Below are 26,545 nucleotides of genomic sequence, written 5' to 3'. Positions count from 1 at the left end.
TTATCAATTCTTATGCTGCAGAAAATAGTATTACTGAAAAGGGGAGCAGTTGGACAATCTAACCTAGCGATCCAACTTATGTTTAACTTTATAGAGTGTAAAAAACGGAGCTTTAAGCTCCGTTTTTATTAGAATTGTGAGTACTTTTCGTAGCGAGAATCTTTTAAAGACTCTTTCACTCGTTTTAAGTTTTCTCTAAAACCTGAGCCTCGGCGTAAAGTAAAGCCCGTTGCCAGAACATCGATTACCGTCATTTGAACAACGCGGCTCGCCATTGGCATATAAACGTCAGTATCTTCAGGCACATCTAGTGAAATAGATAGCGAACTTGCTTTATCAAGCGGAGAATCTTTAGCCGTGATCGCAATAACCGTTGCACCATTCTCACGGGCAAGGTTGGCAATTTCAACTTGGCTTTTCGTTCGACCCGTATGAGAAATCAGAACAATCACATCATTGTCGCTACAGTTAATACAGCTCATACGCTGCATCACGATATCTTCGAAACATGTGATAGGGATATTGAATCGAATAAACTTATTCTGAGCATCTTTAGCTACTGCTGAAGATGCGCCTAAACCAAAAAACGAAATACGTTTAGCTTGGGTCAGCAAGTCTACAGCACGGTTGATTTGCATTGCATCTAAGCTGTTTTTAGCGACATCTAGACACGCCATTGTTGATTCAAAAATCTTATGCGTGTAGGCATCTGGGCCGTCATCTTCCTCTACGTTACGGTTAACGTAAGGAGTACCGTTGGCTAAACTTTGGGCTAAGTGTAATTTGAAGTCAGGAAAACCTTTGGTATCCAAACGACGGCAAAAGCGGTTAACAGTTGGCTCACTCACATCAGCCATCTTTGCTAGTGTAGCAATGCTAGAATGAATGGCAGTCTGAGGAGAAGCCATAATGACTTCTGCAACTTTACGCTCAGACTTACTAAAGTTTTCTAGATTTTTTTGTATTTTTTCTAATGTATTCATAGTGTTCACGAGGGTATAGAGAACAACTTGCTGACTAATATCAATCCAACCGGGGGAGGAGGAATAAAAATTGCGTTTTAAACAATCATTCCCAAAAGATATAAGCTAATCAGCACCATAAGGTTAGTATAAACCTAACTAAAGGTTTGCTAATACTAAAAGGCGAGAAGAATGCTTGAGAATATGACAAGCCTCAACAAAATTTTAGAAAACTACAGAATTGAAGGTTAAAGTTTCGCCTGATGGGCAAATCTAGTGCAGGAATGATGTGTTAGTTACACCAAAACGAAATAAATTTTCATTTTGATGCAACTTAATTTGAGTAATTAGTCTGTAATGCTGGTTGCTATCTTGTGAATACGTTTCATTAAATTTGGTGCTAATTGAGCAATTTCACGTTGTTCGTCTAGTACTGAATTCAAGATATCATTTCCGGTCAATGGATTGGCTAAGACGACTCGGAAGACAATAATATTTTGGCGATTCCACTTATCTGGGTTCAAGCGAGTTCGGGAAACAAATGATTTACCTGTTTCTCTTTGTTTCTTTTGGATGAATTTTGTTAATTCATTAAGTTGTTCGTTTAACACTTCTTTTTGCTGTCTATTCGCTTGGCTCAATGCGACCTGAACCGACTCCGGGATGTAGCGATAGGTTAGTAGACACAACTCTGGTTCGCTGACCAATTCGAAATCTGATTGCTGTGCGATCAAATCTGCGAAGTAACGAGCTTTATTAATGCTCTGGTCAATCAAAAGTTCATATCCAGGGCGGCTGATAATATGCATACTTGCATACACAAGCATAGCCATTCCCGAACGTGAGCCTTCAAGTGTATGGCTACCAAGATCTTTAGAGCCTTTACGCAGAATGTATTGAGCATGGTGCTCAATAGCGGTCATGGCATCAGGCTTCTTGAATAAGACCATGCCCGCGCCCATAGGGATGTAAAGCTGCTTATGGGCATCAATTGTCACCGAGTCAGCTAATTCGATCCCCGCCAGCAAATGACGATGATTATTGGACATGAGCGTAGCACCACCCCAAGCTGCATCGACATGGAAGTGACAGTCAAACTCTTGGCAAATTTTCGCCATTTCAGCCAGTGGATCAATGTTACCCGTTTCTGTGGTACCGGCTACACCGATCACGGCGAAAGGCTTGATTCGGTTTGCGTTTAGCTCTTGGATTTTTGATTTGAGATCGTCTGGGCATATACGATTATTACTGTCAGTTTTGACTGAAACTAATCCTTCTTGGCCGATGCCTAACACATCTGCTGCCTTCTTTAAGGAATAGTGCCCACGTTCTGAAACTAATATCGCAAGACCTTCATAGCCATAATGCTTCATGGCTTTGAATAAGCCTTCTTTCTCCACGCCCTTAAAATCACCTTGGGCTTTCAATGCATTATTTCGAGCGACCCAAAGTGCAGTAATGTTGGCAATTGTGCCTCCCGAGCAAAAAGCCCCAAGAGAGTGATTCGCACTGTGCATCCACTTAGAGTAGAACTGGTCTTCTTGCTGGTATATCAGGCGGTGAAGCATCCCTAGCACTTGACGTTCCAGTGGAGTAAAAGCTTTGGAAGTCTCGATCTTTACCAAATTTTGATTGAGGGCAATCATGATTTTAGAAAGAGGCATTAGGAAATAAGGCAATGCCGAAGTCATATGCCCAATAAAGCTAGGAGCAGACGTATGAACGGAATGAGAAACTAAAGAATCGAGTAGGTGCTCTGTATGCTCCGAAACAAACTCTGGTTGTTCTGGAATATGCGCATTAGAGAAGTCTTTTTCGATTTCTTTGAGGGGTTTTTCTTCAGCAACAATATGCTCTCGCAAGAATTGATTCAGGTTTTGCGAAAGTTTGTCTTCTATTTGAGTCAGTGTTGAGTCTGGGCCTTCTGGGACCGTAAAGATCTTAAGAAGACTTTCGAAGTTGACATCAGCTGTTTTTTGTTCCGTTACCATACAAGCGAATTATTTTTTTAATATTGACGCGAGCGGGACAATCTAAACGAAAACGGGCACAAAGTCCCGTCTTAATTATGAAATCCAAGTTCTCGATACGAATCTGATAGAGTATTTATTTACACTGAGTCGCTTCGATGCCTTTAATTGCTTTGTTGTAGCGTTGCAAAGCAGTGTCGATTTGTTTCGGGTGACTTAGTAGTTCTGCGAATGCCGAGCGAAGCTCGTAGTTCTTTCCATGAGGTGTAGATTGACGGTCGTCGAATGTAGTTTTAGCGATTTTGCCGAGCTCATCATCACGAGTCGCCAATTGTTTGATGTCGTGCTGCTCAAGTTGCAACCACGCTTCAATAGGCTGTTCAGTCGCTACCTTGCTTGAATCTTTATCTAGGTAATAGCGAACTGCAGCTCTGTTAAGTTCAAAGTGATGCTTACGACCTTCTAAGAACCAGTTACTTACTTCAGTTAACTCTGGGTATTGGTTTGAGGTAAGTTGAACGAGGTCTGAATACCAATTCAGTGAGGCATCAATATATGCGTCATATTTGCCTGATAGGCACTGATTGTCAGCAGCTAGAGAAAATGTTGATGTTGAGGCTAGCAGTAAAGCGACACAAAGGCGTTTCATAACGGTTCCTTTTAAGGTTTATTCTTGTTAGATCAGTTATCTAATAATAATTATCGCGACTTTTGTTCGTTGAGCAATGACAGTTAGTCGATTTTAAATGCGGTAATTGTACTGAGTCAGGCATTCTAATCGAAGTTTGCTCTTTTTCCTGCGATCTAGTTAGCAAGAGATACAAAGAAAAGCATCAAAATGGGTACCAGTAAGCTCAAGATGAACCCGCTGACGATAGCGATAGGAACACACCTAACACCACCTGTTGTTTGAATGACGGGTAAGGTGAAATCCATTGCCGTCGCGCCGGCATATCCGATAGATGTGCAAGGTTTAGTGCGAATAAGGAGAGGGATCACTACAAGTGCTACAAGCTCTCGAAGCAGTTCAAGCATAAATGATGCGCCACCATAAATAGGTCCGAAAGCATCGCCCATTAATATTCCAGCAAGAGAGTACCAACCAAACCCAGAGGCCATTGCTAGACCACGGTAAATGGATATATCCAAAAGCAGGGCAGCAAGAATGCCTCCTAGTAATGAAGTAACCACTATTGTGGCGGCGATTATCATGCCGTGTTTATTGAGTAAAATTTGTCTTAGAGTCAAACCACTGTTGCGAAGCTGAATTCCAATAAAAAACAGCAGCAGAAATAGAATCCATTCACTTGCAGTATCTACCCAACTTAAATCAACGGGTAGCAACAATCCCACAACTAGGCCAGATCCCACAACGATGATGAGCTTTGCTGATTCAAGCGCCATCGATGATAGAGGTAACTTTTTGTGGCTACCTTCTGTTTCAAGCGGTAATACTTTATCAATAATCGGGAGAGCGAGCAGGTTACATACGCTGAGACAAACGAAAAATGTCGCGGTATACAATAAAATCGTTTGAAGGTTACTGCCCAAGTTATCGAGAGCAGCGAGGCTCAATCCCATTAATGCCAAAATAATGTAGATAAGATGAGAAGTGGCTTTATTGATTTTCTCAAGTAACTCTGGGCGTGAAATTGAAAACAGATATCCCACGATAAGAGGGGAGAATATAAAAATCATTCCAGTAAACATGACAGTTCCCTTCAGTCCTTGAAAGTTTGGCGTACGAGCGAATATGAGTTTGGATTATCTGCGAAGGTCAAAAGAGGTGACTTACCAATATGATATCAGGTCAAAAGCAGATTCAAGATAGGATATAGAAAACAGAATGATAGAGCTAGAGTTGTGATGCGGTTCTGAAAAAACTTTTTAATAGAATTAGTAATTTACAGCGGAAGCATTGCTGACTTCCGCTGTTTTAATGGCTTATAAGCCGCTGGCATTGATTACTTCATTAATCCGATCGCTGAACTCGTGCTCACTTAAGTTACTTAACTTATAAAGCACCTCTGCTCCGGTCGCATCAAACTCGACTTCGTGATCGTCAATTCTTTCATCTTGATTGCGGAACATTAGAAGATGGTTAGCAATTCTAGCGATATCTAGGTACGTCACTTCATTTTCTGTTGTTTTACTGCGAACGTTGGAACACACATCGATGAAATCCGCGTCGAAACCCCAATGGCTAAGAACTAATTTGCTGGTCGCAGAACATTGAGATTGGAAGATTTGAAGCGCGATATCATGATCTAGGTAATTCCCTTGATCAAGATAGAGGTGATATTCATTTACTAAACAGAATAAGCCAATGTCAGCTAATAAACCGACGAGTAAAGATTTTTCATGTTCTAGGTACTTGTACTCCGATGGTTTCAGAGCTTTAAATTCGTTTGTCACGAGTACCATCGTTGCCCCTAACTCTCGAGAGATAGATGCACTTCGGACCAACAAGCTATTACATTCTTTATTAAGGTTTACAGAATGCTTTAATTGTTCAATGGCTTGGGCCGTGACGATATCTCTTACTCTCAAGATACCTAAGCGAGACACTGCTGTTGTGAGGTCAGTACAAGTGATATTTCGTCGGTTAAATACAACTGAGTTAGCAACTCGAATGACGATAGCTGTTAGGCTTGGGTCTTGAAGAAGGCAATCAGCGACATCTGGAATTCCAGTGGAGTCTAATGTACAAAGTCGCTGAATTTTTAGAACGACATCAGGAATAGGGGGAAGAGAAATCTTGCCTGTAGAAATTGAATGCTCGACTAATTGTGAAAACTCAGTTTCTAACCCCTTGACTAAAAGTTCTTTGTTATGTGGAAGCCAGAAAAAAGATAAATGATTCATATGTATACTGAGTGGTCTGAGTAGGTTATTAGTTTACAATTAGGTCAATAGGCTGGCAATACACTGTAGTGAAAAACATGAAACAAGAAGTTCTAAAGTGCCAAAAATGTGTACTTAGAGTTTTTTACCGTCAAAAAAACAGCACGGTAAATTATCTTCTGTGATGTCGCTCATATAAAAAATTGATATTCAGTTAATCGATGTGACTTACATCCAGACTTAATTTTCTGAGTAAAGTATGATTATTCAAAAGGTCGACGAATAAAAAATAATATTTACGGTCGATATTGAGTTTTACAATTTTTCGCATAAAAAGCTGCTATCTGGTGATCAAACTAATCGGGGTTATAAGATTAAGGATCAATGGATATGATTGAGCAAGCATTTTACACGTACGTAACTAAATTTGGTGAGTATCAGAAACGTTCAATGTTCGGTGGGATTGGACTGTTTCAGAACGATGCCATGTTCGCCTTAGTAAGTGAGGAGCACTTATTTATTCGTGGTGGTAATACACTAGACAAAAAACTGACGGGTCTTGATTGCGAAAAATATCGCCATGTTAAGAAGCAAACGACCGCGACGGTAAACTACTACGATATAACTCAACTTTTTAAAGATGAAAGCCCTGAATTAGACGCTATCATTCGCGCTTCTATTGATAATTCGATCCAACAGCGGAGCTTTCAAAAATCATCGGCAAGTCGTCGTTTAAGAGATTTGCCAAACATGCAGTTGACCTTAGAGCGCATGGTGAAAAAGGCGGGTGTAGAAGATGTTGCAACATTCATGCAACTGGGCGCGCCAGAAGTATTTAGTAAAGTAAGAGCCGCTTACGGCAATGATGTCGATGTTAAGCTTCTTTGGAAATTTGCAGGTGCAATCGATGGTATTCACTGGAAGCTTCTTCAAGAACCGCGAAAACAGCAATTGTTAGAAAGCTGCCAATAAGATAATCATAAAAAACCGAGGATAATCCCTCGGTTTTTTTATATATGAGTCTCGCTTAATCTTAGAACTTAAAGCGAGTAGTGAACATTACTTGATCACCGTAAGTATCGTTGATACGAGCTTCCGCACCCAAGGAGAATAGCTCTGTAGAGTGGAAGCGTGCGTAAACTGAACCTGTCCAATCGTCGTTATCGTCGATAGATACATAAGCCCCTTTACCGCCGACTTCTAATTGAGGACCTAACCATTGGCGTACACCTAAGTTTAGCTCCATACCTACGTCTGTGGAGCTGCTGCTAGAGCCTTGTGAATCAACAATGCGCATTAGCATTTCACCAGTAAGGTCAGCCCAGTTGTTAATTGGAGAGTGAAAGCCTAGACCAACAGCAGAATCGAAGTCGCCTTCAAATTCAGAATCGATACGAGCAACAGCATGAGCGTTAGGGTGAATAGATTTACTCATTGCCGCACCGAATGTTACTGGGCTAGCACCAATTCTCGCTTCTAAGTAATCGTAGCTGAAGTTGCTCATTACTTGAGGCTCATTTGGGTCACTAAGTGCCAATGCCTGATTAGATGCAAGTAACATTGCTGTGGTTAGTAGTATTTTACGCATAATTACAGTAAACCTTAATTTATGTTAATCCCTTTGGTTTTAGCTCGTTAGCACAACCATTAACTTGAAAGACAGTTTAATGTATCTACAGAAAAAGTAATCAATTAAAATGTCATTCCTTTGTCGTTTAGCTAAAAAATAAGCAAATTAAGTGCCATTGTCTGATAAAAGCGACATGTTAATAGCGCGATTATTCACCAAAGTTATTTCTTTTGGCCGCCATCGCATTAAATATTTTTTCAGTATCTAGCACTGAAGACCAACTCAATAGTTGGTCGTCATTATTAATCATGTATTCGGTTAGCTGAGTTCGCAGAGTTTTTCGAAGTTGCTCGCCATACCAAGGCTTCGCTATGTAAAAATCTAAGGCGGCATGGTTAACGGCGCTGATAGTATCTTCTAAGCCTGCTTGGCCAGTAAGGAGAACTTTTCGAGCGGAGGCGGTAGACTTCATTTGATTCAATTCAATGAGAAAATCGATTCCGGTTTGCTTGGGCATGATATGGTCGCATAGGATTAATGCGAGTGGGATCTTATCATTGGCCATCTCAGCAATCACTTGCTTTGCTTCTTTCACCGACTCTGCACCTTCAACGATAAAATGCTCTTCAAATGGTGCCAAATCTTGAAGAACACTTTCTAGTATTTCAATTTCATCGTCGACACACAAAATTAGGTATTTATTCATTTGAATTTCCTTTTAAGGTGAGCGGAAGCCACACTTTCATTTTGGTAAATTGGTCTACTTCGGATTCAACGGTAATCCGCCCTTGATGGGACGCAATAATTTGTTGGCAAATAGACAACCCAATCCCAAGACCAAAGTTGCCTTCTTTTTTCGTTGTGTAGTTGGGAGTAAATATTGTCGATATTTTGTCAGGAGCGATCCCGTGGCCATTATCGTAAAGCTCGACTACTAAATATGAATTGTTATTGTCCGAAGCTGGATAGGTTGAAATCGCCAATTTTCCATGGCTGGAAATCGCATCTAACGCATTGGAAAGTAAGTTTGTCCATACTTGTTGTAAAGCCAGCGGTTGGCAGAATATAGGTGGGAGTTCTAGGTCATAATGTTTTTCTACCTGATGAAACTTTAGGCGGTTTTCGAAAATTACTAAGGTATCTTCGATGCCTTCATGTATGTCCACGACATGGACTTTTTCATCATCTTCACGGGAGTAGCCTTTTAAGCTCTTGACCATATCTGCAATACGTTCGGCGCATACCTTTATCGAGCGAATCGCATTACCTGTTAGATGAAATTGCTCCAGGTATTCTAGCTCCTCAAGGGGATGGTTAGATTGCTTAATGGAATGAACGTAGCTGGCATTTTCATGTAGGTTAAGCTTGACCAACTTTTTCGCAATTTGGCGATCTCCGACCTCGTTAATCGTTGCTTTAACACGCTCTCGCTCTACTGATGTTGGAATGGGACTAGAGCCTCGAGCGTTTTCCATTACGCTAAACCCAAGATGATCGTTAGATTGCTCGGTAGTAGAGAGCAGTTTGTCTAAGTTGGTCGATAAGGTTTCAGTACTTCTTAAAATGGCAGCAATAGGGTTATTTAGCTCGTGTGCGACTCCGGCTACGAGTTGGCCAAGCATAGCCATCTTTTCTTTTTCTATGAGCTGCTTATGGGCGGACTCTAATGATTCAAGTGTTTTCTGGAGTTGAAGCTTAGTCGTAATGCTACGTTGTAGTCTTCGGTTGAAATGCCTCAATAGCAAATTTGTAAACAAAGGGAGCAGGCGACTATTTGAATGCATAACCTGAGTAAATACATCACGATCCAGTTTAATGACATGCGTATCCGTCAGGGTAATGGCGGTAGAAAATGAATCTTCGCCAGTCACAAACGACATCCCTCCAACCAGATTACCTTTTGAGTGACGGACAACTTCTCTTTGTTGCCCTAATTCATCCTTTTTATAAAGCGCTACTTCCCCTTCAGTAATTAGCCATAGAAAGCGATTGGCTTGCCCTTCTTTCGTCAGTAAGTGTTCTGGTGAATAGGCTCGTATCGCGCGAGATTCATCGGCATTTGAAAAGAATTCTAACAGTGCACTTATCACGCTTTCCGCAAGCTCACCGTCTGACATTTCGTGAAAATCGTGAATGAACCCGGACTGGAAGGAGCGCATTTGATACTCAATATGAGCTCTAAGTACACGCTGTTGATCGAGAACCTGGCTATATTTCAATAGTTCAGCTTTCTCATGTTGAATGATAAATGTTGTGAGTTCTTTCACCGCCGCTTTGTATAGCACCTTGTTTTGTAGAGGTTTAGTTAGGCATTGGTCGAGTCGGCCATCATTCACTGCGGTTAGGATAGCTTCAATATCTGAAGAGTGGCTGACCAGTATGGTTCTGGCTTGCTTGGTGTGTGGGAGTTGTTCGAGGTCGACTAAAAATTGCACGCCATTAAAATGAGAGTGGTGATGGGTAATCACAAGGGCTACGGTTTGATTTTGCTTGTTTGAAAAATCGATGGCTTGGTGTGCTCCTTCGATATCCTCCACGGTGTAGATATCAAAAAGAGCGCTAAACGAGCTAAGTTCACCGCGAATCTGTTCAACACTGATTGGGTTATTGTCTAAACAAACGACAGCGTATCGATTCACCTTATTCACTCTCCCATAGTCATATTGCCTTTAAACTTATCAAGAATTTCAAAATCGAGGTGAGAGCTAGGTACAAAAACAAAGAGGGCATCGATATAACAAGCAATAGCCTGATTTATCTCAATGTTTCCTGAACCGACGGGATACGTTAGACTGTGCCTAAGATCATTTATTGCTAGAAGAGTATTCATGGAACAACTTAAGAAAATCGGTGCAATTGGCGGGGCGATCTCATTAGCTTTATGCTGGCCACTCGCCGTTGGACAAATCGGACAAAACGTTGTGACAGACGGCGTTGCGAGTATTGATAGTTCAAGCGTGAAAGCTGAGTTGGTTGAATTCGACCGTGGGTATTTGTCTTCTGACGTTAAAACACGTTTCACAGTTACTGACGTGACTTTAAAAGAGCAGCTGGAAATAGACGGTTTACCGACAGAGTTCATCGTGAATAGTCAGATCAGCCATGGGCTGATTAGCTTAAGTGCTATTTCGACACTAGAAGGTTTTGACGCTCTACCTTTAACGCTGGCGACAAAGACGCAACTGAACGGCAATAGCGACTTCAACTTTGAGTTGAGTCAGCTTAATCATCAGAGCCTAAATGAAGAAGGCGTGTCGATCTCGGTAACTAAGTCATACCTTAAAGGTCATGCGACAGTGCTAGGGCAAATTGACTACGAACTTTCAATACCATCGATCCAAGTTGATTTCGATTCAGGTGAAGAAGTGGTCTTCTCCAGTCTGAAGGGAACTGGTGAAGGTAAACAAGCGAATGGCTACTGGTTAGGCAATCAACAATTCGCTATGGATTCATTTTTAGTAACCGACGCCATGAGTGAACCATACCTTTCGGTAGAAAACTCCACATATAAATTCGATTCTGACTTGGATGAAGTGACGAAACGCCTTCGCAGTAACATGATGCTAGATATCGCTTCAATGAAATCGATGGATGGTGAAGTTAATAATCTGAATGTGGATTTTGAGTTATCTAATCTGGATAGCGACTCTTTTGAAAAAGTGTTTGCTATTTACCAAGATGCACCGGTAATGACGGAACAAGATGTAGAAAGCATCATCCCTTACATCGACATTCTTTTCGCAAAAGGCTTTGATTTATCGATGAAGAACATGTCATTGAATCTTGGAGCAGGCGAGTTTGAATCAAAATGGCTAGTGAGCGTGCCTGAAGGTACAGATAATGTTAGCCAAGATCCGTCTACGCTGATCCCTGCACTGACGGGTAATCTCGATACCTACTTTTCTGATGAGCTAGTGGAAGAGTATCCTTTTATTAAAGAAGGTATCGATGAGCTGATCGTTATGGAAATGATCAATAAAACAGCTAAGGGTTATGAAATCAAAGCGCAGCTAGAAAAAGGAAACTTGGTGTTTGAAAATGGCCAACAAGTACCTTTACTTGCACTTATGATGCCGATGTTACTGCAGTAAACTAATCTACAGAGCTGATAATTTACAGTTAATCGCTCGATGTTATTGATAATTTCACCCGTTACACAACAAAAGAGGTCTTAAGACCTCTTTTGTTGCTTTTTATGTGACCCAAAACATGGTATTACTTGCTTAGTTACTATTAAGCAGGAGCAAAACCTACCATGGAATCTAATGTAGACAATGTCTTTAATTTCAGTGCTGGCCCCGCGGGATTACCTAAACCAGTAATGAAGCAAGCTCAAGCCGATCTTATCGACTGGAATGGGCTTGGCACTTCCGTAATGGAAATCAGTCACCGTAGCAAAGAGTTTCTTAAAGTTGCGGCTGAAGCAGAACAAGACTTACGTGACCTTCTAAGTATTCCTGACAATTACAAAGTTCTATTTTGCCAAGGCGGAGCACGTGCTCAATTTGCTGCTGTTCCTTTGAATTTGCTTGGTGATGCTAAAAAAGCGACTTACATTGATGCTGGTTACTGGGCAGAAAGTGCTATTGCTGAAGCAAAAAAATATTGCGAGATCGATGCTTTTAATGCCAAGACAAACATTGACGGCAAGCACGCAATATTACCGGCTTCAGAATGGAAGATTGATGCTGAGTCTGCGTATGTTCACTTTTGTCCAAATGAAACTATTGACGGTGTAGAACTGAGTGACTTACCAGAAACTGACAAGCCAATCGTCGCTGATATGTCGTCAAATATTCTGTCTCGAAAGATTGATGTTTCGAAGTACGGTGTGATTTACGCTGGTGCTCAGAAAAACATTGGTCCAGCTGGTCTGTGTATCGCGATTGTTCGTGATGACCTGCTAGAGCTTGCTAATCACGTATTACCTAGTGTATTGAACTACAAAGTATTGGCTGAAAAAGAGTCGATGTTTAATACGCCTCCAACTTTTGCATGGTACCTATCTGGGCTAGTGTTCAAGTGGTTGAAAGAGGAAGGTGGTGTAGAAGCGATGGAACGCATCAATGTAGAGAAAGCACAGCTACTTTATAACTACATCGACCAGTCTAGCTTTTACAAGAATGATGTACACCCAGCAAACCGCTCACGTATGAACGTTCCTTTCCAACTGGCTAAGCCAGATCTGGATGCAAAGTTTTTGGAGTTGGCAGACAAAGCGGGCTTAAAATCGCTTAAAGGTCATAGAGCGGTAGGTGGAATGCGTGCATCCATATACAATTCTCTGCCTTTGGAAGGCGTTCAAGCTCTAGTCGATTTTATGAAGTCATTTGAAGCTGAGAATGCATAATTCATATTGAAAATTGAAAAGAAAAACGCCGCTATAGTTAGCGGCGTTTTTGTTTATAGAGATTGGTTCAATTGATAGTAACGGCCTTGTTGCTCAAGCAATTGCTGATGACTGCCATATTCTACAATGTCACCTTGTTCAATCAGACAAATAGCGTCCATAGTTTCAAGCTCTACTAAACGGTGGGTAATAAAGATGACCGTTTTATTAGTAAAGTGCTCTTTGAAGAGGGCCATGATTTTCTTCTCTGTTTGCTTATCTAAACCTTCGGTCGGCTCATCAAGCAGTAGGATAGGGGCATCATGGAGTAATGCTCGAGCGATGCCGATTCGGCGTTTCTCGCCTCCTGACAGGTGTCTGCCGCCATCTCCCAGCCAGGTATCGAACCCAGTACCTTCTAGTAACTTCTCAAGGCCTACTTTCCTTAGGATGCCTTCAAGCGTTACATCCTCAGCTTCAGGTGAAGCGATCAATAAGTTATCTCTTAATGAGCCGTTTAATATATCAACCCGCTGACTTACAACACTTATCGAATTTCTTAGCTGACTTTCACTCCAAGCTTTTAGATTATGTCCACCAATAGAAATAGCACCTTGGTTTACATCCCAATATCGGCAAAGAAGTTGAATCAGTGTAGATTTACCAGAACCTGTCTGTCCGACAATTGCGACTTTAGTGTTCGTCGGAATCGTTAAGTTAATCGTATTAAGAACATCGCGTTCACTATCTGGGTAACGGAAAGTGACATTTTCAAATTGAATCGTCTGACCATCCGAAAGTTCTGCGTGTTGTTCGTTGAACACGACATCAGGCTTGGCGAGGGTGATGTCGTTAAGCCTACGAGCAGAGGAAAGTGTTTGTCCCAAATATTGGAAGGCGCCTGCGATTGGCATGAGTAGCTCAAAACTTGCCATTGTCGCGAATGCCATTAGGGCCACTAGTGGATCGGGAGCGTTGCCACCAACACCATCTGCACTAAGCCAAAGAATAAGAACGAGCGTCCAGCCATTAAGCAGCATGAGTAAAGCCGAAGCCATGCCTGTCAGGTTCGCATTGACGAACTGGTTCGTCATCAACTTTTTCTGTGATTCAAAAATGGCATCGCGGTAGCGTTCTTCCGCACCAAATAGAGTCAGCTCGCTATAACCTTCTAACCAGTCTAGTGTTGTCACGCGCAAATCGGCTTTGTTTTGCGTAAGCTCTGAACCATTCCTTTTGCCCAATTTGTAGAACAGAACCGGCCATAAAATGAGTAGCATTACAAGAATGCCACCTAGCAGTATGCCTAGAGAGCTATCGAACCACATTAAGAAAGCGGTAAGGCATAGAATACCGAGAACACCAACGGTTACTGGGCTAATAAGTCGTAAGTAAACGTGGTCCATTGCATCTACGTCAGCCACTAATCGATTCAGCAAATCAGCATCACGTAAATTCGAGACTCTGCCAGGAATGAGCGGTGCTAATTTCTTGAAGAAGAAAATACGTAAGTCTGTGAGAAGCTTAAAAGTCGCATTATGGCTGACGACGCGTTCACCCCAGCGTCCTGCGGTTCGAGCCATCGCGAGTCCACGAACACCACCACCAGGTAACATGTAGTTGAACGTTTCACGGGCAATCGTTAGTCCGGCCACTGCAGATGCAGAAATAAACCAACCGGATAAAGTAAGAAGCCCAATTGAGGCCGCTAATGTAGCGAATGCGAGAAGCATGCCTAGAGACAAACCAAACCAATGCTTCTTATACAGTTTTAGGTAAGGGAGTAAATCACGCATCTAGGTTCCCCTTGTCTTGTGTTTGTTGAGCAAGGTTAGCATTGAGCATTTCTTCGAATAGTCCGCCGGCATTAGCTAAGTCTTGATAGGAGCCTTGTTCTTCGATGAGCCCTGATTGCATCACGATGATGGTATCCACCGATTGTAAAGGGGCGAGCTGATGGGTTACCAATAACGCTGTGTTGTCGGCAATATTGCTATGAATGCCTTTCATCACTAGCTTCTCGCTTCGAGCATCTAAACTCGCTGTTGGTTCATCGAGTAGCCAGAAATTACCATTTTGTATCATCGCTCTTGCTAACGCTAAACGTTGAGATTGACCCACGGACAAGCCGCCTGAACGATCGGAAATCATGTACTCTAAACCATGTTCACTAACGAACTCGTCCGCGTATGATTCCGCCAACGCTTGGTTGATCGTTTCATCCGAGATATTCGCCTTTCCAAGGGTGACGTTGTCACGAATACTTCCATGTAACAGAAGTGGGTTTTGACCGACCCAGCTTATCTGCTTTCTCCATGAGCTAAGCTCAACATCTCTTAATTCAATACCATTAATTTTTAGACTGCCTTCATAAGGCATGAAACCTAAAATGGCGTTGATCAAACTCGTTTTGCCTGCACCACTTGGGCCTACAAGGGCTGCTGATTGGTTTGACTTAATCGAGAAAGTAATAGGGCCAAGTAGCTGAACGCCTTCAGGGCTGAAGACTTTTAATTCATTCGCTTCAATTGAAACACTGTCTGTCGATTGGATATCGATAGAGCCAGACTGCACTTTTGTGATGTCCGTATCAAGGAATTCAACGATGCTCTCGGCAGCCCCAACCGCTTGCTGTTTAGCGTGGTAGAAGGTCCCTAAATCTCTTAGGGGCTGATAAAACTCTGGTGCCAAAATCAGAATGAACAAGCCAGCAAACAAGGTAACTCCGACGCCGTAATGTCCGAAGTTGAGCTCACCGATATAGCTGAAACCGAAGTAAACAGCAGTGATCGCGATTGAGATTGAAGTGAAGAACTCCAATACGGCAGATGAAAGGAAAGCAATTTTCAATACATCCATTGTTCGGGTTCTGAAAACCTCAGAAGCACCGCGTAGAACTTCAGTTTCAGCGTCAGTGCGATTGAATAAACGAATCGTAGTCATCGATTGTAATCGGTCGTAAAAGTGACCCGACAAACGTTGAAGTGCTTTAAAGTTCTTGCGGTTGGCATCGGCAGCCTTCATGCCTACGAGTGCCATAAACATCGGCACTAAAGGAGCCGTTAGCAAGAAGATTAAGCCTGCCGCCCAGTTAATAGGGAATACGACGATAAGAATAATGAATGGAATTAGAACGGATAGGGACATTTGAGGCAAGTAGCGCGAGAAGAAATCTTGCATATCTTCTACTTGCTCTAACAGTAATGTTGCCCAGCTTCCTGCTGGTTTACCTTTGATATAAGCAGGGCCGAGTTCACGAAGCTTGTCGAGAATCAATTGTCGAATATAGACCCGAATTTGTTCACCGCAACGATAACCTGCGATCTCACGTCCCCACGTACAGCCGGCACGGCCAATCACGGAAACGGCTAACCCAGCAAACTGCAAGACAAGTTCAGATTTGTCTACGTTTTCGATTATTAACTGGTGAAGGATAGAGGCGAGAAGAGCGGCTTGAGCCAGCAAAAACACACTTGAAAGTACGCCTAGGCCAATCGCAATCATGAGCCAGCGTTTTGCTAGGCTACTCTGTTGCTTAAGCCACTTATTCAAGCTGCGTTGTTTTTTCTTATCCATTATGAAGGCTTAATGAGAATTATTTTTGATTTGAAGGCGGGTAGTATACAAAAGAAAGCCCGGTGGATATACCACCGGGCTTTAGGGATTTGAAACAAAAGTGAAAAATCACATTTTATTTATCATTTAAACTGTCAAGAAAACGTTCCGCATCCAATGCTGCCATACATCCAGTACCCGCTGAAGTAATAGCTTGGCGGTAGTTGTGATCCATTACATCACCGGCTGCAAATACGCCTTCGATACTTGTTTGAGTGGCGTTGCCTTCAAGACCAGACTTAACAATGATGTAGTCATCTTTCATGTCCAATTGGCCTTTGAATATCGCAGTATTTGGCTGGTGGCCAATTGCGATGAATGCGCCCATGACATCGATGTCTTCGGTTTTGTCCGACTGTATGTCTTTAATACGAATACCGGTCACGCCCATATCGTCTCCCAGAACTTCGTCTAGCGTACGATCGGTATGAAGGACAATATTGCCGTTTTCTACCTTATCCATCAGGCGTTTGACTAAGATTTTTTCAGCACGGAATGTATCGCGGCGGTGAACCAAGTGAACTTCAGAAGCAATGTTAGAAAGATATAACGCTTCTTCTACGGCAGTATTGCCTCCGCCCACAACCGCCACTTTTTGGTTGCGGTAGAAGAAACCGTCACATGTGGCACATGCTGACACACCGCGGCCTTTGAACGCTTCTTCTGAATCAAGCCCTAGGTATTTAGCCGATGCCCCGGTAGAAATGATCAAGGAGTCACAAGTGTACTCACCTGAATCGCCTTTAAGTCGGAAAGGGCGGTTTGAAAAATCGACTTCATTAATATGGTCAAACACGATTTCGGTTTCAAATCGCTCTGCGTGTTCTTTCATGCGTTCCATTAGAGCCGGGCCAGTTAAGCCTTCAGCGTCGCCTGGCCAGTTTTCAACTTCAGTTGTCGTCGTTAATTGGCCACCTTGCTGCATACCGGTGATCATCACTGGGTTAAGGTTTGCTCGAGCTGCATACACTGCCGCGGTATAACCGGCAGGACCAGAACCAAGAATTAATAAATTACAATGCTTTACGTCGCTCATTCAGACTCCGAAATCGAAATACTTCGTATATTAGTTGCTTACGATTGTATGGAAAATATGGCGCCAATTAAAGATTTAACAAGCGGCGAATTGTAATTAATGGTTATAGGTTAGAAGGAAAATCGTTTCCTCATCCCAGTTGTGGATCAGTCGGATAGAAGATTATGTGCTAAGTATTTGTTTTTATTTGATATAAGTGCTTGGTCTAGTTAAGTGTTCTAGTTTTGAACGTTATCAACTTTCAAAACTGGTGGCTATAACTGGTTTTTGCTCTAGCGGTGGCTTTTTGTTCCAAATATTAAGATTTACTGGAGTTATTTGCTATTTAAAGTTGATGTTACGATATTAGTGCGTATCCTTGGTTGTGAAATAAATGTTAAATATTTACAGGTATTGCACATTCATTAAGGAGTCGATGTTGTTACATTCACAAGGAAACACCCTACAATTAACTAGCTTGAGTAGCGATGCTATTTCTCAGCTTTCTCCATCTTTTTCTAACTTACCAAGCACAGAGCACGCGGATGGAAAATTCCGTTTACGCCGATACTCAGTGGTAAAAGTTGTTAACGGAAAATTGGTTGAGCAAGCCAAGCATGAGTTTATGCAGTCAGATGATATTAATCACTTTCAAGGCAATGTAGTCCGTCAGTTTGAACCTATTGACTCCGAAATGCTGCAGAGTGATGGGATGCTAGAAATGTGCGGTATGTTTACCGCAAGCAACCATCTTCCGAATGGGCAAGAAATTGAAATCCATCAGATTCGTATCACGGCTATCTACGATGAAACTCAAGTAGCGCCAGAAGGTGTGCACCAAGACGGGTTTGATCATATCGCTATTGTCGGTGTTGGGCGTCACAACATTACCGGTGGTGACATCATGCTTTACAGCACGAATACGGAAGAACCGTTCTTCTCGAAGGTATTGCAAAACGGAGAAGTTGCAATGCTAGCGGATAGCAAACTATGGCATAACGCTCAGCCAATCCGAAGCTTACAAGAAAATCAGGAAGGCTATATGGATGTGTTTGTACTAACGGCAAAGGTAGGGGCGAATGGCTTTCATTCTTAATCAGATTAGAGATCAATTTTCGGCATTGGGCCAGTACCATAATGATAAGCCTGTGACGTTTTTTGATGGGCCAGGTGGTTCTCAAGTACCTGTCTCGGTCTTGTCTTCAATGCAAGAATATTTAGGCCATTTTAACTCGAATCTGGGTGGGCACTATTTCTCTAGCCAAAAAACCACGAGCCTTATGCAAACCGCTCGTGAATCCGCTCAGGCCCTACTTAATGCTGAATCGTCAGGTAACATAGTGTTTGGGGCGAATATGACGTCTCTGACTTTTCAGTTGAGCCGTGCCATTAGTCGTGACTGGAAAGAAGGCGACGAAATCATTGTTACAGCCTTAGATCATTACTCTAACGTATCGAGCTGGCAGCAAGCTGCTGAAGATAAAGGGGTGGTGGTGCACCAAGTGCGAGTGGATGAGTCGGATTGCAGCTTAGATATGGCTCATTATTCCTCTTTGCTTAATGAGAAGACCAAGCTAGTGGCAGTCACTAATGCTTCTAATACGACAGGCAGCATCGTCGATATGGAGAAAGTGATTGAGCAAGCTCATCACGTTGGTGCTCAAGTTTATGTGGATGCCGTCCATTATGCGCCTCATCATTTGATTGATGTACAAGCTTTAAAATGTGATTTTCTAGCATGTTCAGCGTATAAATTTTTTGGGCCTCATGTCGGTGTGGCCTACATTGCACCGCAATGGCTGCATTCGCTAAAACCCTACAAAGTTGAGCCGGCTACCAATATTGGCCCCGGGCGCTTTGAAACAGGGACGCAAAGTTTTGAAGGATTAGCTGGCCTAATCGCTGCGGTAGAGTACTTAGCACAGTGTGGTGCGCCAGAAGCGCCTTTAAGAGAGCGTTTGAAGCAAAGCTATCAACTGTACAATCAGCATGAAGAAAAGCTAAGTCGCTATTTTTTACAACGGTTGTCAGACCTTGATGGTGTTCATCTATATGGTAAGACGTCTCCAGAGTACAGTGAACGCACCCCTACGTTTGCGCTAACCTTTGATGACTTTGAACCTGAATTCATCGCTAGAAAGCTTGGTGAGCATAATATTTGTGTTTGGAATGGCCATTTCTATGCCCTTGGTTTGGTAAAACAATTAGGGATTGAAGAAAAAGGCGTCGTTCGAATTGGGTGTATGCACTACAACTCAATTGATGAAATTGATCTACTTTTCAATATTCTTGAAAGCATTGTTAAAGTCGATGAATAGAGAAATCTTCCTCTGTTGATATAAAAAGGCTCTTCATATTGAAGAGCCTTTTTTGTTTTGAACTTTAAATAACTATGCTGAAACTTCGACTTCGTAAGAAGAGAATTTACGAATGTTAATCACACCAGTATCAAAAATAAGGTATTGGCCTTTAATGCCTTTCAAAATACCTGTCACCTCTGGGTTCTTATCGAAGTTGTGGGAAGTGATTTTAGTCGGGTGTTCTTCTACTGGGTAGCTCAGTGGAGTAATAGACTCTTGAAGTACTTCAATCGCATCTTCACCGTATTGCTCTTTGAGCTTTGCAATAGTTGGTTCTACAAGCGGTAGCAATTCTGCAGCCCGCTGTACGAGATCCATATCAGCCCCGTCTTCTTTAAGCAGTGTACGCCAGTTGGTTTTATCTGAAATATGCTTTGCCAACTCTACCTCGATAAGCCCGGAGATTTGTCGAGTCTTTACTTTTAAGATTGGTAAACCTTGGGTTGCGCCTTGATCAATCCAACGAGTTGGGATCTGAGTGTGGCGCGTAATACCGACTTTCAAACTAGAAGTGTTTGATAGGTACACAAAATGGTCAACCATACAATTGTCTTCACCCCATTGAGGTTCACGACAAGTTCCTTCGTCATAGTGACAAGTTTCAGGCTTCATAATGCACATGTCACAGCTTGCAAGCTTTTTCATACACACGAAGCAATGGCCTTGAGAATAGCTTTTCTTCGTTTTCTTTCCACATGAGCTGCAGAAGATATTACCCGTATGGGTCAAAGTTAACGTTTTACCAATAAAAGGCGTGAGCTCAACGAGTTCATCCCCAACCGGTAATCGATAGGTGACATTTCCATCTAGAGAAGCACTCATTTTTTTTAGTGTTCCCTTTGCTAATAAAGACATGACATTACTCTTATAATTTTTTGTATATAGTGATTGTGCTTCTTATGCGAAACCAGTCCTATACTTTTGTGGTGTTATGATAACAAAAACTGAGCCTCGTTTAAGGTCGGAATCGTACGTATCCCGAACAAACGATGTTAAAAAATGAGTGAAAAGTGAGGCGCGTAGCTTAAGTATTTACTAAATTAGCTGATGACAATGCTTAAGTCGGTGGTTTAAAATTGTAATACGATTGAGACAATTGGAATAAAGCTACAACTTTGATTGATCGGCTGTTGACGTTTTATTAATAGTGTGAATCTAACCTGTTTATTCAGGCAGAATTAGGAATAAGAGTTGAAGTGGATACATAAAGCCATTTTTGGGCTGATATTGCTGACAATTTTGGTTGTTCAGGGTTATCGAGTGAAAGGTGATCACCGTATAGCGACGATATCACCAGAAAAGTACAGTTTTTTCGCAACCAATGATCAAGCAAGTGGTGGGCTTAGCACATCATCCCTAGATCTCAAGGATGGGGAGTACGTCTTAGATTGTGAGCTGATTAAGTCAGACTATCCTTGGCCTTATTGTGGTTTATCGATTCATATCAATGAAGATCCTGCAAAAGGCATCGACCTTTCTCAATTTCATACCCTTAGAGTTAACATCGACTACAAGCAGGATGAGCGCACTGACTTGCGCTTAAGAACGTATTTAAGAAACTTCAACCCTGAGTATTCGGTAGTTGATGATGAATATACTCATAAGTACAACGGGATGGAGTTTGCGCCGGGGGTTGGTAATGGTGTCCTGGAGATCCCGATTGGGAATTTGCAGGTGATGACTTGGTGGTTGGCCGATAATAAAATTTCTATCGAACATTCTGCCCCTGAATACTCGAACGTCAATAAAATAGAGTTCGCGACCGGGTCTTCTTCGACCCTTGGTAATCATCATATTGTTATTAAGAGCATTGAGTTTGAAGGCTCTTACATCAAAGGCGAAAACCTCTTCCTTTTACTACTTGCACTTTGGCTGTTTATTGCCGCGTTATTTGTTGTTTCTGAACTGCATAAATCTCGCCGTCAAGTTGCACTATCAGATAAACGCCATGCGCACTTAAAGCAGGTAAACCAAACATTACGAGCGAAAAATTTTGAGTTTGCAGAATTGGCACATCGTGATGCGTTGACTGGTGCTCAAAACCGTCATGCTATTCGTGACTGGCTTAAAGTCCAATCTAAGCATGTAAAGCAGGGGAAAGACACACTTTCAATGTTGTATCTGGATATCGACTTCTTTAAAAAGGTCAATGATACATACGGACATAAAGTGGGTGACGATATTCTCCGAGAGTTCTGCATGGTGGTTTCCAGTGTGCTGAGTGGCAAAGATCGTTTGGTTCGGTGGGGCGGTGAAGAATTTATAGTGTTCTGCCCAGGTGAAAATTTAGAAAAAGCCACTGAAATTGCAGAACGTATACGCAGCCAAGTTGCTCAGCATTTTTGGGTTCATGGAGATGCGATGACATGCAGTGTTGGTGTCGCTGAAGTTGGGAAGGAGCGGGTGACAGAAGCGATTGCGCGTGCTGATGAAGCGCTATATCAAGCCAAGCACCTTGGAAGAAACCGGGTTGAGGTTAGTGTAGGGTTTGAGTGAACACGATAAAAAAATGGTGGCCACACAGCCACCAAAAGGGAAAAGGATAACAAAGGATTCGGTTTAAATCGGGGGATAACCAAAACCCTTTCGTTAACCTAGTAGTGCTCTTTAGTTTTTAGCGCCACTCTCATGAGTGGCGCTGCTATTTGAAGGGAAACTAGCTATGCTAGTAGGCTATTACCAGAACAACCAAGCGAATAAAGTCAGTATTGAAATACACACGATGTTCAGCACCATACCGATACGCATCATTTCCTGCTGCTTGATATGACCAGAGGCGAACACGATAGCATTCGGTGGTGTAGCGACTGGCAGCATAAAGGCACAAGAAGCAGCTACAGCGATTAGAGCCGAAAGAATGACAGGGGACATGCCTAGCGCTTCCGCGATAGTTGCAAATACTGGTACCAATAGCGCAGCACTGGCTGTATTACTTGCGAATTCAGTCAGGAATACGACGAAAGCGACCACAGCAAGGATTGTAAGCAGAACTCCCGCTTGCTCAAGGAAGCTACTTAAAGAATGTGCTAGAAATACACTGGTTCCCGTTGCTTTGAGTACGTTACTTAAGCAGATACCGCCACCGAATAGGATAAGAACGCCCCAGTCGGTTGTTTTTTCAATATCTTTCCACTGAACAGCACGTGATGCACCGAGTAATACGATAGCGCCGACCGCGACTAAGCTATCGAATTTCGAAAACCCGCCCAGCATTGCGTTAATTGGTTTACCAAAAATCCACAAAGTCACAGTAAGCAAGAAAATACCCAGAGTGATCTTCTTTCCGTTTGTCCATTCAACTGGCTGGTGGTCTAACTCAAAGGTGTGATTTAAATTTGGTTTGGTCATTACATAAAGAATGAACATCGCAATAGGCATCAGAATTAATGAGATAGGTAAGCCTAACGCCATCCATTCCGTGAAACTCAGCCCAACTTCAGCAGCAGCGATCGCATTTGGTGGGCTACCGACCAATGTTGCGATACCACCAATAGAGGCACAGTAAGCGATACCTAATAAGACAAATACATAAGTATTGCGATTTTCTCGTTGATCGACTTTATTCATGACACCCAAAACTAATGGCAACATCATTGCGGTTGTTGCTGTGTTGGATATCCACATCGAAAGCCCAGCACTGACACCAAACAGCATGAAGATCGCTACTGACATTCTGCCTTTTGCGAGTAGTAGAACTTTATCTGCGATGGCTTTATCAAGTTCTTGCTTATTAAGCGCAGCGGCTAAGGCAAATCCGCCTAGAAACAAGAAAATGATTGGGTTAGAGAAGTTACCCAGTGCAGTTTGAGTGTTGAAAACCCCAAGCAATACGGCAAGTAATGGAACTAACAACGCTGTCACGCTGACGTGAACGGCTTCAGTAAGCCATAAAATGGCGATGAAGGTTAACAAGCTTAGGCCTGTATTGACGTTCTCTTCGAACGGTAGTGTATTGAGTAAAGTGGCAAAGAGAATAGCATTACCGATTAAGATCATGCTGTTTTTGGTGAATAACCAGTTTTTCATAGTTACTGCTAGTGCAGTCATAAGATGCTCCTTTTGCATTGCCTCTTGGGTGTCTTGTGAGACCTATAGTTATATGAGGCTTGATTGACTTAATGTCAGACTTAGACTTTTGTTGAGGAGATGTTACTAAGGTTAATGACTGCGCGTTGGTGTGATTTAATAGTGTTCGAGGAAAATGTGAGGGAACAAATTCAAAACGTGTAGAAATCTACACATTTAATTCTGGCTGAGTGGTTTCGGTATCATTAATCGTGCTAATTGGTTCTTTGGGACCCAAAAACTTGGGCATGGTCCCGATGATGTAGAGATCCAGAAATGCTTTGCTGCGCGCAAATACTTCGCGTAAACGTATTGTGATACCGGAGTGGCGTGTTGGACCAGATACCGCGAAACACTGGGCTTGAATATTGAAAGAACGAGCGATGAAGAGTGCTCTTTCGCAGTGGAATTTTTGCGTGATGATTAGGAAGTTATCCGTATCGAAAATTTCCTTGGCACGAACAATGGAATCTAGGGTTCTGAACCCTGCGTAATCTAAGTTGATTGCCTCTTCAGGTACACCGGATTTCAAAAGGTCACGTTTCATTGTCCATGGTTCGTTATAAGAACGATGGGCGTTATCGCCGCTGAGTAGGAATTGTTGGACGCGATCTAATTGATAAAGCTCTATCGCCGCATCGATGCGATGAGTGTAATACTCATTTAAGGTTCTTCCTAAATACTTACTTGTACCTAGTACGACAGCGACATCCCGTTCGGGAACGTCATCTATGGAAAACACAATTCGTCCTTCTGCTTGCCACGATACCCATCTATCAATCGCTATTACTGTTAAGACCGTCGCTAACAGTAGAATACCCATAGCAGAGACTAATGGACGGATGGATGACCGAATTTTAGTTAAGGTGATATCGGAAAGTAGCTTGTGGATTCTCACGTTTTAAACAGATCTCGATACAGAAGCGGAAAGAGTGATAATAGCAAAATGATTTATCAAATAGCATCCATAGAATAAAACTTGTGAAGTGATTAGCGTGAGTTTTTAGGGTGTGAGAGCGATGTGTTTGCCTATGAAATAAAAAGGCCCCTGTAGATACAGAGGCCAATATTATTGATTTACCTTAGAAGGCAGTACGCTTGTAGCGGCGGTAAACGGGCTGCCAGAAATGTTGGTCAATAGCTTGTTGAAGTGCTTCGTCAGTAATCTCCAACGCTACACCTTGCTCAATCGCTTTTTTACCCACAGCGTAAGCAATTTTTTTAGATACTGAGTGGATTTCTTCAAGTGGCGGTAATAGCGCGCCTGTACCATTGATTGCTAGTGGAGAACAGGTCGCAAGCGCACGACTTGATTCCATTAGCATTTCATCTGTAACGCGAGAGGCGTTCGCGGCAAGTACACCTAAGCCTATACCAGGGAAGATGTAGCTGTTGTTACATTGAGCAATTGGGTACGTCTTACCTTCAACTACAACAGGCTCAAATGGGCTACCTGTCGCTACGAGAGCTTGGCCATGTGTCCAACGTAGAATATCGTTAGGCGTTGCTTCAACACGGCTTGTTGGGTTCGATAGTGGGAATACAATCGGGCGTTCACAGTGCTTATGCATCTCTTGGATGACTTCTTTGCTAAATAGGCCCGGTGCACCTGATACACCAATTAGAACGGTTGGCTTCGCGTTACGAATAACATCGTAAAGCGAATAGCCTGTACCTTCGCTCTCCCAATCTTGAGTGTTTTTGTTCTTTTGAACAAGACGTTGTTGGAAGTCGAGTAGGTTTTGCATGCCTTCTTGTAGTAAGCCCCAACGGTCTACCATGTAAACTTGAGAACGCGCTTGCTCATCACTGATCCCTTCGGACACCATTTGTGCAATGATCGCTTCTGCAATACCACAACCAGCAGAGCCCGCACCAAGGAAAGTCACGCGCTGTTCAGAAAGTTGGCTACCCGCCGCCTTACACGCGGCAATTAATGAACCTACTGTTACTGCAGCAGTACCTTGGATGTCATCATTGAAACAACAAATGCGGTTTTTGTATCTTTCAAGAAGAGGCATTGCATTCTTTTGCGCGAAGTCTTCGAATTGAACAAGCGCATCAGGCCAACGGCGTTGAACTGCTTGAATGAACTCTTCAACAAAAGCGTCGTATTCTGCACCCGTGATACGAGGATGACGCCAGCCCATGTACATAGGGTCTGCTAAACGTTGTGGGTTGTTTGTACCTACATCAAGAACGATAGGAAGCATGTAAGCAGGGCTGATACCACCACAAGCGGTGTACAGAGAAAGCTTACCAATTGGAATACCCATGCCACCGATACCTTGGTCACCAAGGCCTAGGATACGCTCGCCATCCGTTACTACGATAACTTTAACATTGTGGTTAGTTGCGTTGTTCAGGAGATCATCAATACGGTCACGGTTCGGGTATGAAATAAATAATCCACGGCCACGGCGGTAAATATTCGAGAAGTTTTCACATGCAGCCCCAACCGTAGGGGTATAAATGATAGGCATCATTTCAGAAATGTGGTTTTGTACTAAACGATAGAAAAGCGTTTCATTAGTATCCTGGATGTTTCGAAGGTAGATATGTTTATCCATATCGTTATCGAAATTGCAGTACTGCTTGTACGCACGTCCAACTTGCTCTTGAATAGTTTCGGTAGTTTCTGGCAATAAGCCTTCTAGGTTGAAAGAGCTGCGTTCTTCTGCTGAGAAAGCGCTACCTTTATTTAGAAGAGGAGTGGCAAGGAGGGCTGGGCCCGCATACGGGATATAAAGAGGGCGTTTATCGTTGTTCATTGGTTGCCTATGTAGGGGTGAAAGAATACGAGAAAAATGATAAC

Annotated in this window: 21 protein-coding genes; 6 read left to right on the top strand and 15 right to left on the bottom strand. The window is 42.6% G+C overall.

Translation table 11 applies throughout. The features are described from left to right. Positions 1–128: 128 nt before the first annotated feature. From ACHUFI_RS17325 to ACHUFI_RS17305, 5 genes are all read right to left on the bottom strand, one after another. Positions 129–983 (bottom strand): MurR/RpiR family transcriptional regulator, encoded by an 855-nt coding sequence (locus ACHUFI_RS17325; RefSeq protein ID WP_394251374.1) that lies wholly within the window; start codon positions 981–983, stop codon positions 129–131. A gap of 326 nt (positions 984–1,309) precedes the next feature. Further along, on the bottom strand, positions 1,310–2,953 hold the full coding sequence (panP, locus tag ACHUFI_RS17320; RefSeq protein ID WP_394251372.1) for a pyridoxal-dependent aspartate 1-decarboxylase PanP: 1,644 nt from the start codon (positions 2,951–2,953) through the stop codon (positions 1,310–1,312). A gap of 115 nt (positions 2,954–3,068) precedes the next feature. Continuing rightward, entirely contained in the window at positions 3,069–3,581 is a 513-nt protein-coding gene (locus ACHUFI_RS17315; protein ID WP_394251370.1) for a hypothetical protein, read from the bottom strand. A 155-nt stretch (positions 3,582–3,736) separates the two neighbouring features. Then, a complete protein-coding gene (locus tag ACHUFI_RS17310; protein WP_394251368.1) occupies positions 3,737–4,642 on the bottom strand; it encodes a LysO family transporter in 906 nt (301 codons plus the stop codon). Positions 4,643–4,876: 234 nt separating this feature from the next. Beyond that, complete coding sequence (locus tag ACHUFI_RS17305; RefSeq protein WP_394251366.1) at positions 4,877–5,797, bottom strand: HDOD domain-containing protein; 921 nt, start codon at positions 5,795–5,797, stop codon at positions 4,877–4,879. 369 nt (positions 5,798–6,166) lie between these two features. On the opposite strand from ACHUFI_RS17305, the gene ACHUFI_RS17300 reads away from it, so the two are divergent. Then, complete coding sequence (locus ACHUFI_RS17300) at positions 6,167–6,748, top strand: TfoX/Sxy family DNA transformation protein (protein ID WP_394251364.1); 582 nt, start codon at positions 6,167–6,169, stop codon at positions 6,746–6,748. Between the two features lie 61 nt (positions 6,749–6,809). Here ACHUFI_RS17300 and ACHUFI_RS17295 read toward each other — a convergent pair whose 3' ends face one another. The 3 genes from ACHUFI_RS17295 to ACHUFI_RS17285 form a co-directional block, all read right to left on the bottom strand. Continuing rightward, complete coding sequence (locus ACHUFI_RS17295) at positions 6,810–7,364, bottom strand: hypothetical protein (protein WP_394251362.1); 555 nt, start codon at positions 7,362–7,364, stop codon at positions 6,810–6,812. A 190-nt stretch (positions 7,365–7,554) separates the two neighbouring features. Next, entirely contained in the window at positions 7,555–8,052 is a 498-nt protein-coding gene (locus ACHUFI_RS17290; RefSeq protein ID WP_394251360.1) for a response regulator, read from the bottom strand. Then, entirely contained in the window at positions 8,045–9,985 is a 1,941-nt protein-coding gene (locus tag ACHUFI_RS17285) for an ATP-binding protein (protein WP_394251358.1), read from the bottom strand. Before ACHUFI_RS17285 ends, ACHUFI_RS17290 begins: the two co-directional genes overlap by 8 nt. A gap of 189 nt (positions 9,986–10,174) precedes the next feature. On the opposite strand from ACHUFI_RS17285, the gene ACHUFI_RS17280 reads away from it, so the two are divergent. Both ACHUFI_RS17280 and serC read left to right on the top strand, forming a co-directional pair. Then, positions 10,175–11,437 (top strand): DUF945 family protein, encoded by a 1,263-nt coding sequence (locus ACHUFI_RS17280; protein WP_394251356.1) that lies wholly within the window; start codon positions 10,175–10,177, stop codon positions 11,435–11,437. A 164-nt stretch (positions 11,438–11,601) separates the two neighbouring features. After that, the gene (gene serC, locus ACHUFI_RS17275; RefSeq protein ID WP_394251354.1) at positions 11,602–12,696 is read left to right on the top strand and encodes a 3-phosphoserine/phosphohydroxythreonine transaminase; all 1,095 of its coding nucleotides are present in this window, start codon (positions 11,602–11,604) and stop codon (positions 12,694–12,696) included. A gap of 53 nt (positions 12,697–12,749) precedes the next feature. Here serC and cydC read toward each other — a convergent pair whose 3' ends face one another. The 3 genes from cydC to trxB form a co-directional block, all read right to left on the bottom strand. Then, a complete protein-coding gene (gene cydC, locus ACHUFI_RS17270; protein WP_394251352.1) occupies positions 12,750–14,471 on the bottom strand; it encodes a heme ABC transporter ATP-binding protein/permease CydC in 1,722 nt (573 codons plus the stop codon). Then, positions 14,464–16,251, bottom strand: coding sequence for a heme ABC transporter permease/ATP-binding protein CydD (cydD, locus tag ACHUFI_RS17265; protein ID WP_394251350.1), 1,788 nt, complete (start codon positions 16,249–16,251; stop codon positions 14,464–14,466). Before cydD ends, cydC begins: the two co-directional genes overlap by 8 nt. A gap of 115 nt (positions 16,252–16,366) precedes the next feature. Further along, complete coding sequence (gene trxB, locus ACHUFI_RS17260) at positions 16,367–17,326, bottom strand: thioredoxin-disulfide reductase (protein WP_394251348.1); 960 nt, start codon at positions 17,324–17,326, stop codon at positions 16,367–16,369. A gap of 415 nt (positions 17,327–17,741) precedes the next feature. On the opposite strand from trxB, the gene ACHUFI_RS17255 reads away from it, so the two are divergent. Together ACHUFI_RS17255 and ACHUFI_RS17250 are read left to right on the top strand one after the other, a co-directional pair. Continuing rightward, on the top strand, positions 17,742–18,401 hold the full coding sequence (locus ACHUFI_RS17255; RefSeq protein WP_394251346.1) for a 2OG-Fe dioxygenase family protein: 660 nt from the start codon (positions 17,742–17,744) through the stop codon (positions 18,399–18,401). Next, a complete protein-coding gene (locus ACHUFI_RS17250) occupies positions 18,385–19,623 on the top strand; it encodes a cysteine desulfurase-like protein (RefSeq protein ID WP_394251344.1) in 1,239 nt (412 codons plus the stop codon). The genes ACHUFI_RS17255 and ACHUFI_RS17250 overlap by 17 nt, the downstream gene beginning before the upstream one ends. 72 nt (positions 19,624–19,695) lie before the next feature. On the opposite strand, the gene ACHUFI_RS17245 is transcribed toward ACHUFI_RS17250, so the two are convergent. Further along, positions 19,696–20,520 (bottom strand): DUF2797 domain-containing protein, encoded by an 825-nt coding sequence (locus tag ACHUFI_RS17245; RefSeq protein ID WP_394251342.1) that lies wholly within the window; start codon positions 20,518–20,520, stop codon positions 19,696–19,698. A 336-nt stretch (positions 20,521–20,856) separates the two neighbouring features. On the opposite strand from ACHUFI_RS17245, the gene ACHUFI_RS17240 reads away from it, so the two are divergent. Beyond that, a complete protein-coding gene (locus ACHUFI_RS17240; RefSeq protein WP_394251340.1) occupies positions 20,857–22,161 on the top strand; it encodes a GGDEF domain-containing protein in 1,305 nt (434 codons plus the stop codon). 180 nt (positions 22,162–22,341) lie between these two features. On the opposite strand, the gene ACHUFI_RS17235 is transcribed toward ACHUFI_RS17240, so the two are convergent. The 3 genes from ACHUFI_RS17235 to ACHUFI_RS17225 all read right to left on the bottom strand — a co-directional run bounded on the left by ACHUFI_RS17235 (position 22,342) and on the right by ACHUFI_RS17225 (position 26,501). Then, a complete protein-coding gene (locus tag ACHUFI_RS17235) occupies positions 22,342–23,712 on the bottom strand; it encodes an SLC13 family permease (RefSeq protein ID WP_394251338.1) in 1,371 nt (456 codons plus the stop codon). Positions 23,713–23,899: 187 nt separating this feature from the next. Beyond that, on the bottom strand, positions 23,900–24,574 hold the full coding sequence (locus ACHUFI_RS17230) for a SanA/YdcF family protein (protein WP_394251398.1): 675 nt from the start codon (positions 24,572–24,574) through the stop codon (positions 23,900–23,902). A 238-nt stretch (positions 24,575–24,812) separates the two neighbouring features. Continuing rightward, the gene (locus ACHUFI_RS17225; RefSeq protein WP_394251336.1) at positions 24,813–26,501 is read right to left on the bottom strand and encodes an NAD-dependent malic enzyme; all 1,689 of its coding nucleotides are present in this window, start codon (positions 26,499–26,501) and stop codon (positions 24,813–24,815) included. Positions 26,502–26,545: the final 44 nt, after the last annotated feature.

The sequence above is a fragment of the Vibrio profundi genome (assembly GCF_043642225.1).
GTDB lineage: Bacteria > Pseudomonadota > Gammaproteobacteria > Enterobacterales > Vibrionaceae > Vibrio > Vibrio profundi_A.
The sequence above is the reverse complement of the archived record's forward strand: the minus strand, read 5'-3'. Positions and strand labels throughout refer to the sequence as shown.

Coding starts and splice junctions, on each gene's coding strand:
- ACHUFI_RS17300 (WP_394251364.1), top strand. CDS start 6,167: ATGATTGAGCAAGCATTTTACACGTACGTAACTAAATTTGGTGAGTAT.
- panP (WP_394251372.1), bottom strand. CDS start 2,953: ATGGTAACGGAACAAAAAACAGCTGATGTCAACTTCGAAAGTCTTCTT.
- ACHUFI_RS17255 (WP_394251346.1), top strand. CDS start 17,742: ATGTTGTTACATTCACAAGGAAACACCCTACAATTAACTAGCTTGAGT.
- ACHUFI_RS17310 (WP_394251368.1), bottom strand. CDS start 4,642: ATGTTTACTGGAATGATTTTTATATTCTCCCCTCTTATCGTGGGATAT.
- ACHUFI_RS17245 (WP_394251342.1), bottom strand. CDS start 20,520: ATGTCTTTATTAGCAAAGGGAACACTAAAAAAAATGAGTGCTTCTCTA.
- ACHUFI_RS17290 (WP_394251360.1), bottom strand. CDS start 8,052: ATGAATAAATACCTAATTTTGTGTGTCGACGATGAAATTGAAATACTA.
- cydC (WP_394251352.1), bottom strand. CDS start 14,471: ATGCGTGATTTACTCCCTTACCTAAAACTGTATAAGAAGCATTGGTTT.
- ACHUFI_RS17280 (WP_394251356.1), top strand. CDS start 10,175: ATGGAACAACTTAAGAAAATCGGTGCAATTGGCGGGGCGATCTCATTA.
- ACHUFI_RS17295 (WP_394251362.1), bottom strand. CDS start 7,364: ATGCGTAAAATACTACTAACCACAGCAATGTTACTTGCATCTAATCAG.
- ACHUFI_RS17315 (WP_394251370.1), bottom strand. CDS start 3,581: ATGAAACGCCTTTGTGTCGCTTTACTGCTAGCCTCAACATCAACATTT.
- ACHUFI_RS17305 (WP_394251366.1), bottom strand. CDS start 5,797: ATGAATCATTTATCTTTTTTCTGGCTTCCACATAACAAAGAACTTTTA.
- trxB (WP_394251348.1), bottom strand. CDS start 17,326: ATGAGCGACGTAAAGCATTGTAATTTATTAATTCTTGGTTCTGGTCCT.
- cydD (WP_394251350.1), bottom strand. CDS start 16,251: ATGGATAAGAAAAAACAACGCAGCTTGAATAAGTGGCTTAAGCAACAG.
- serC (WP_394251354.1), top strand. CDS start 11,602: ATGGAATCTAATGTAGACAATGTCTTTAATTTCAGTGCTGGCCCCGCG.
- ACHUFI_RS17235 (WP_394251338.1), bottom strand. CDS start 23,712: ATGACTGCACTAGCAGTAACTATGAAAAACTGGTTATTCACCAAAAAC.
- ACHUFI_RS17250 (WP_394251344.1), top strand. CDS start 18,385: ATGGCTTTCATTCTTAATCAGATTAGAGATCAATTTTCGGCATTGGGC.
- ACHUFI_RS17325 (WP_394251374.1), bottom strand. CDS start 983: ATGAATACATTAGAAAAAATACAAAAAAATCTAGAAAACTTTAGTAAG.
- ACHUFI_RS17225 (WP_394251336.1), bottom strand. CDS start 26,501: ATGAACAACGATAAACGCCCTCTTTATATCCCGTATGCGGGCCCAGCC.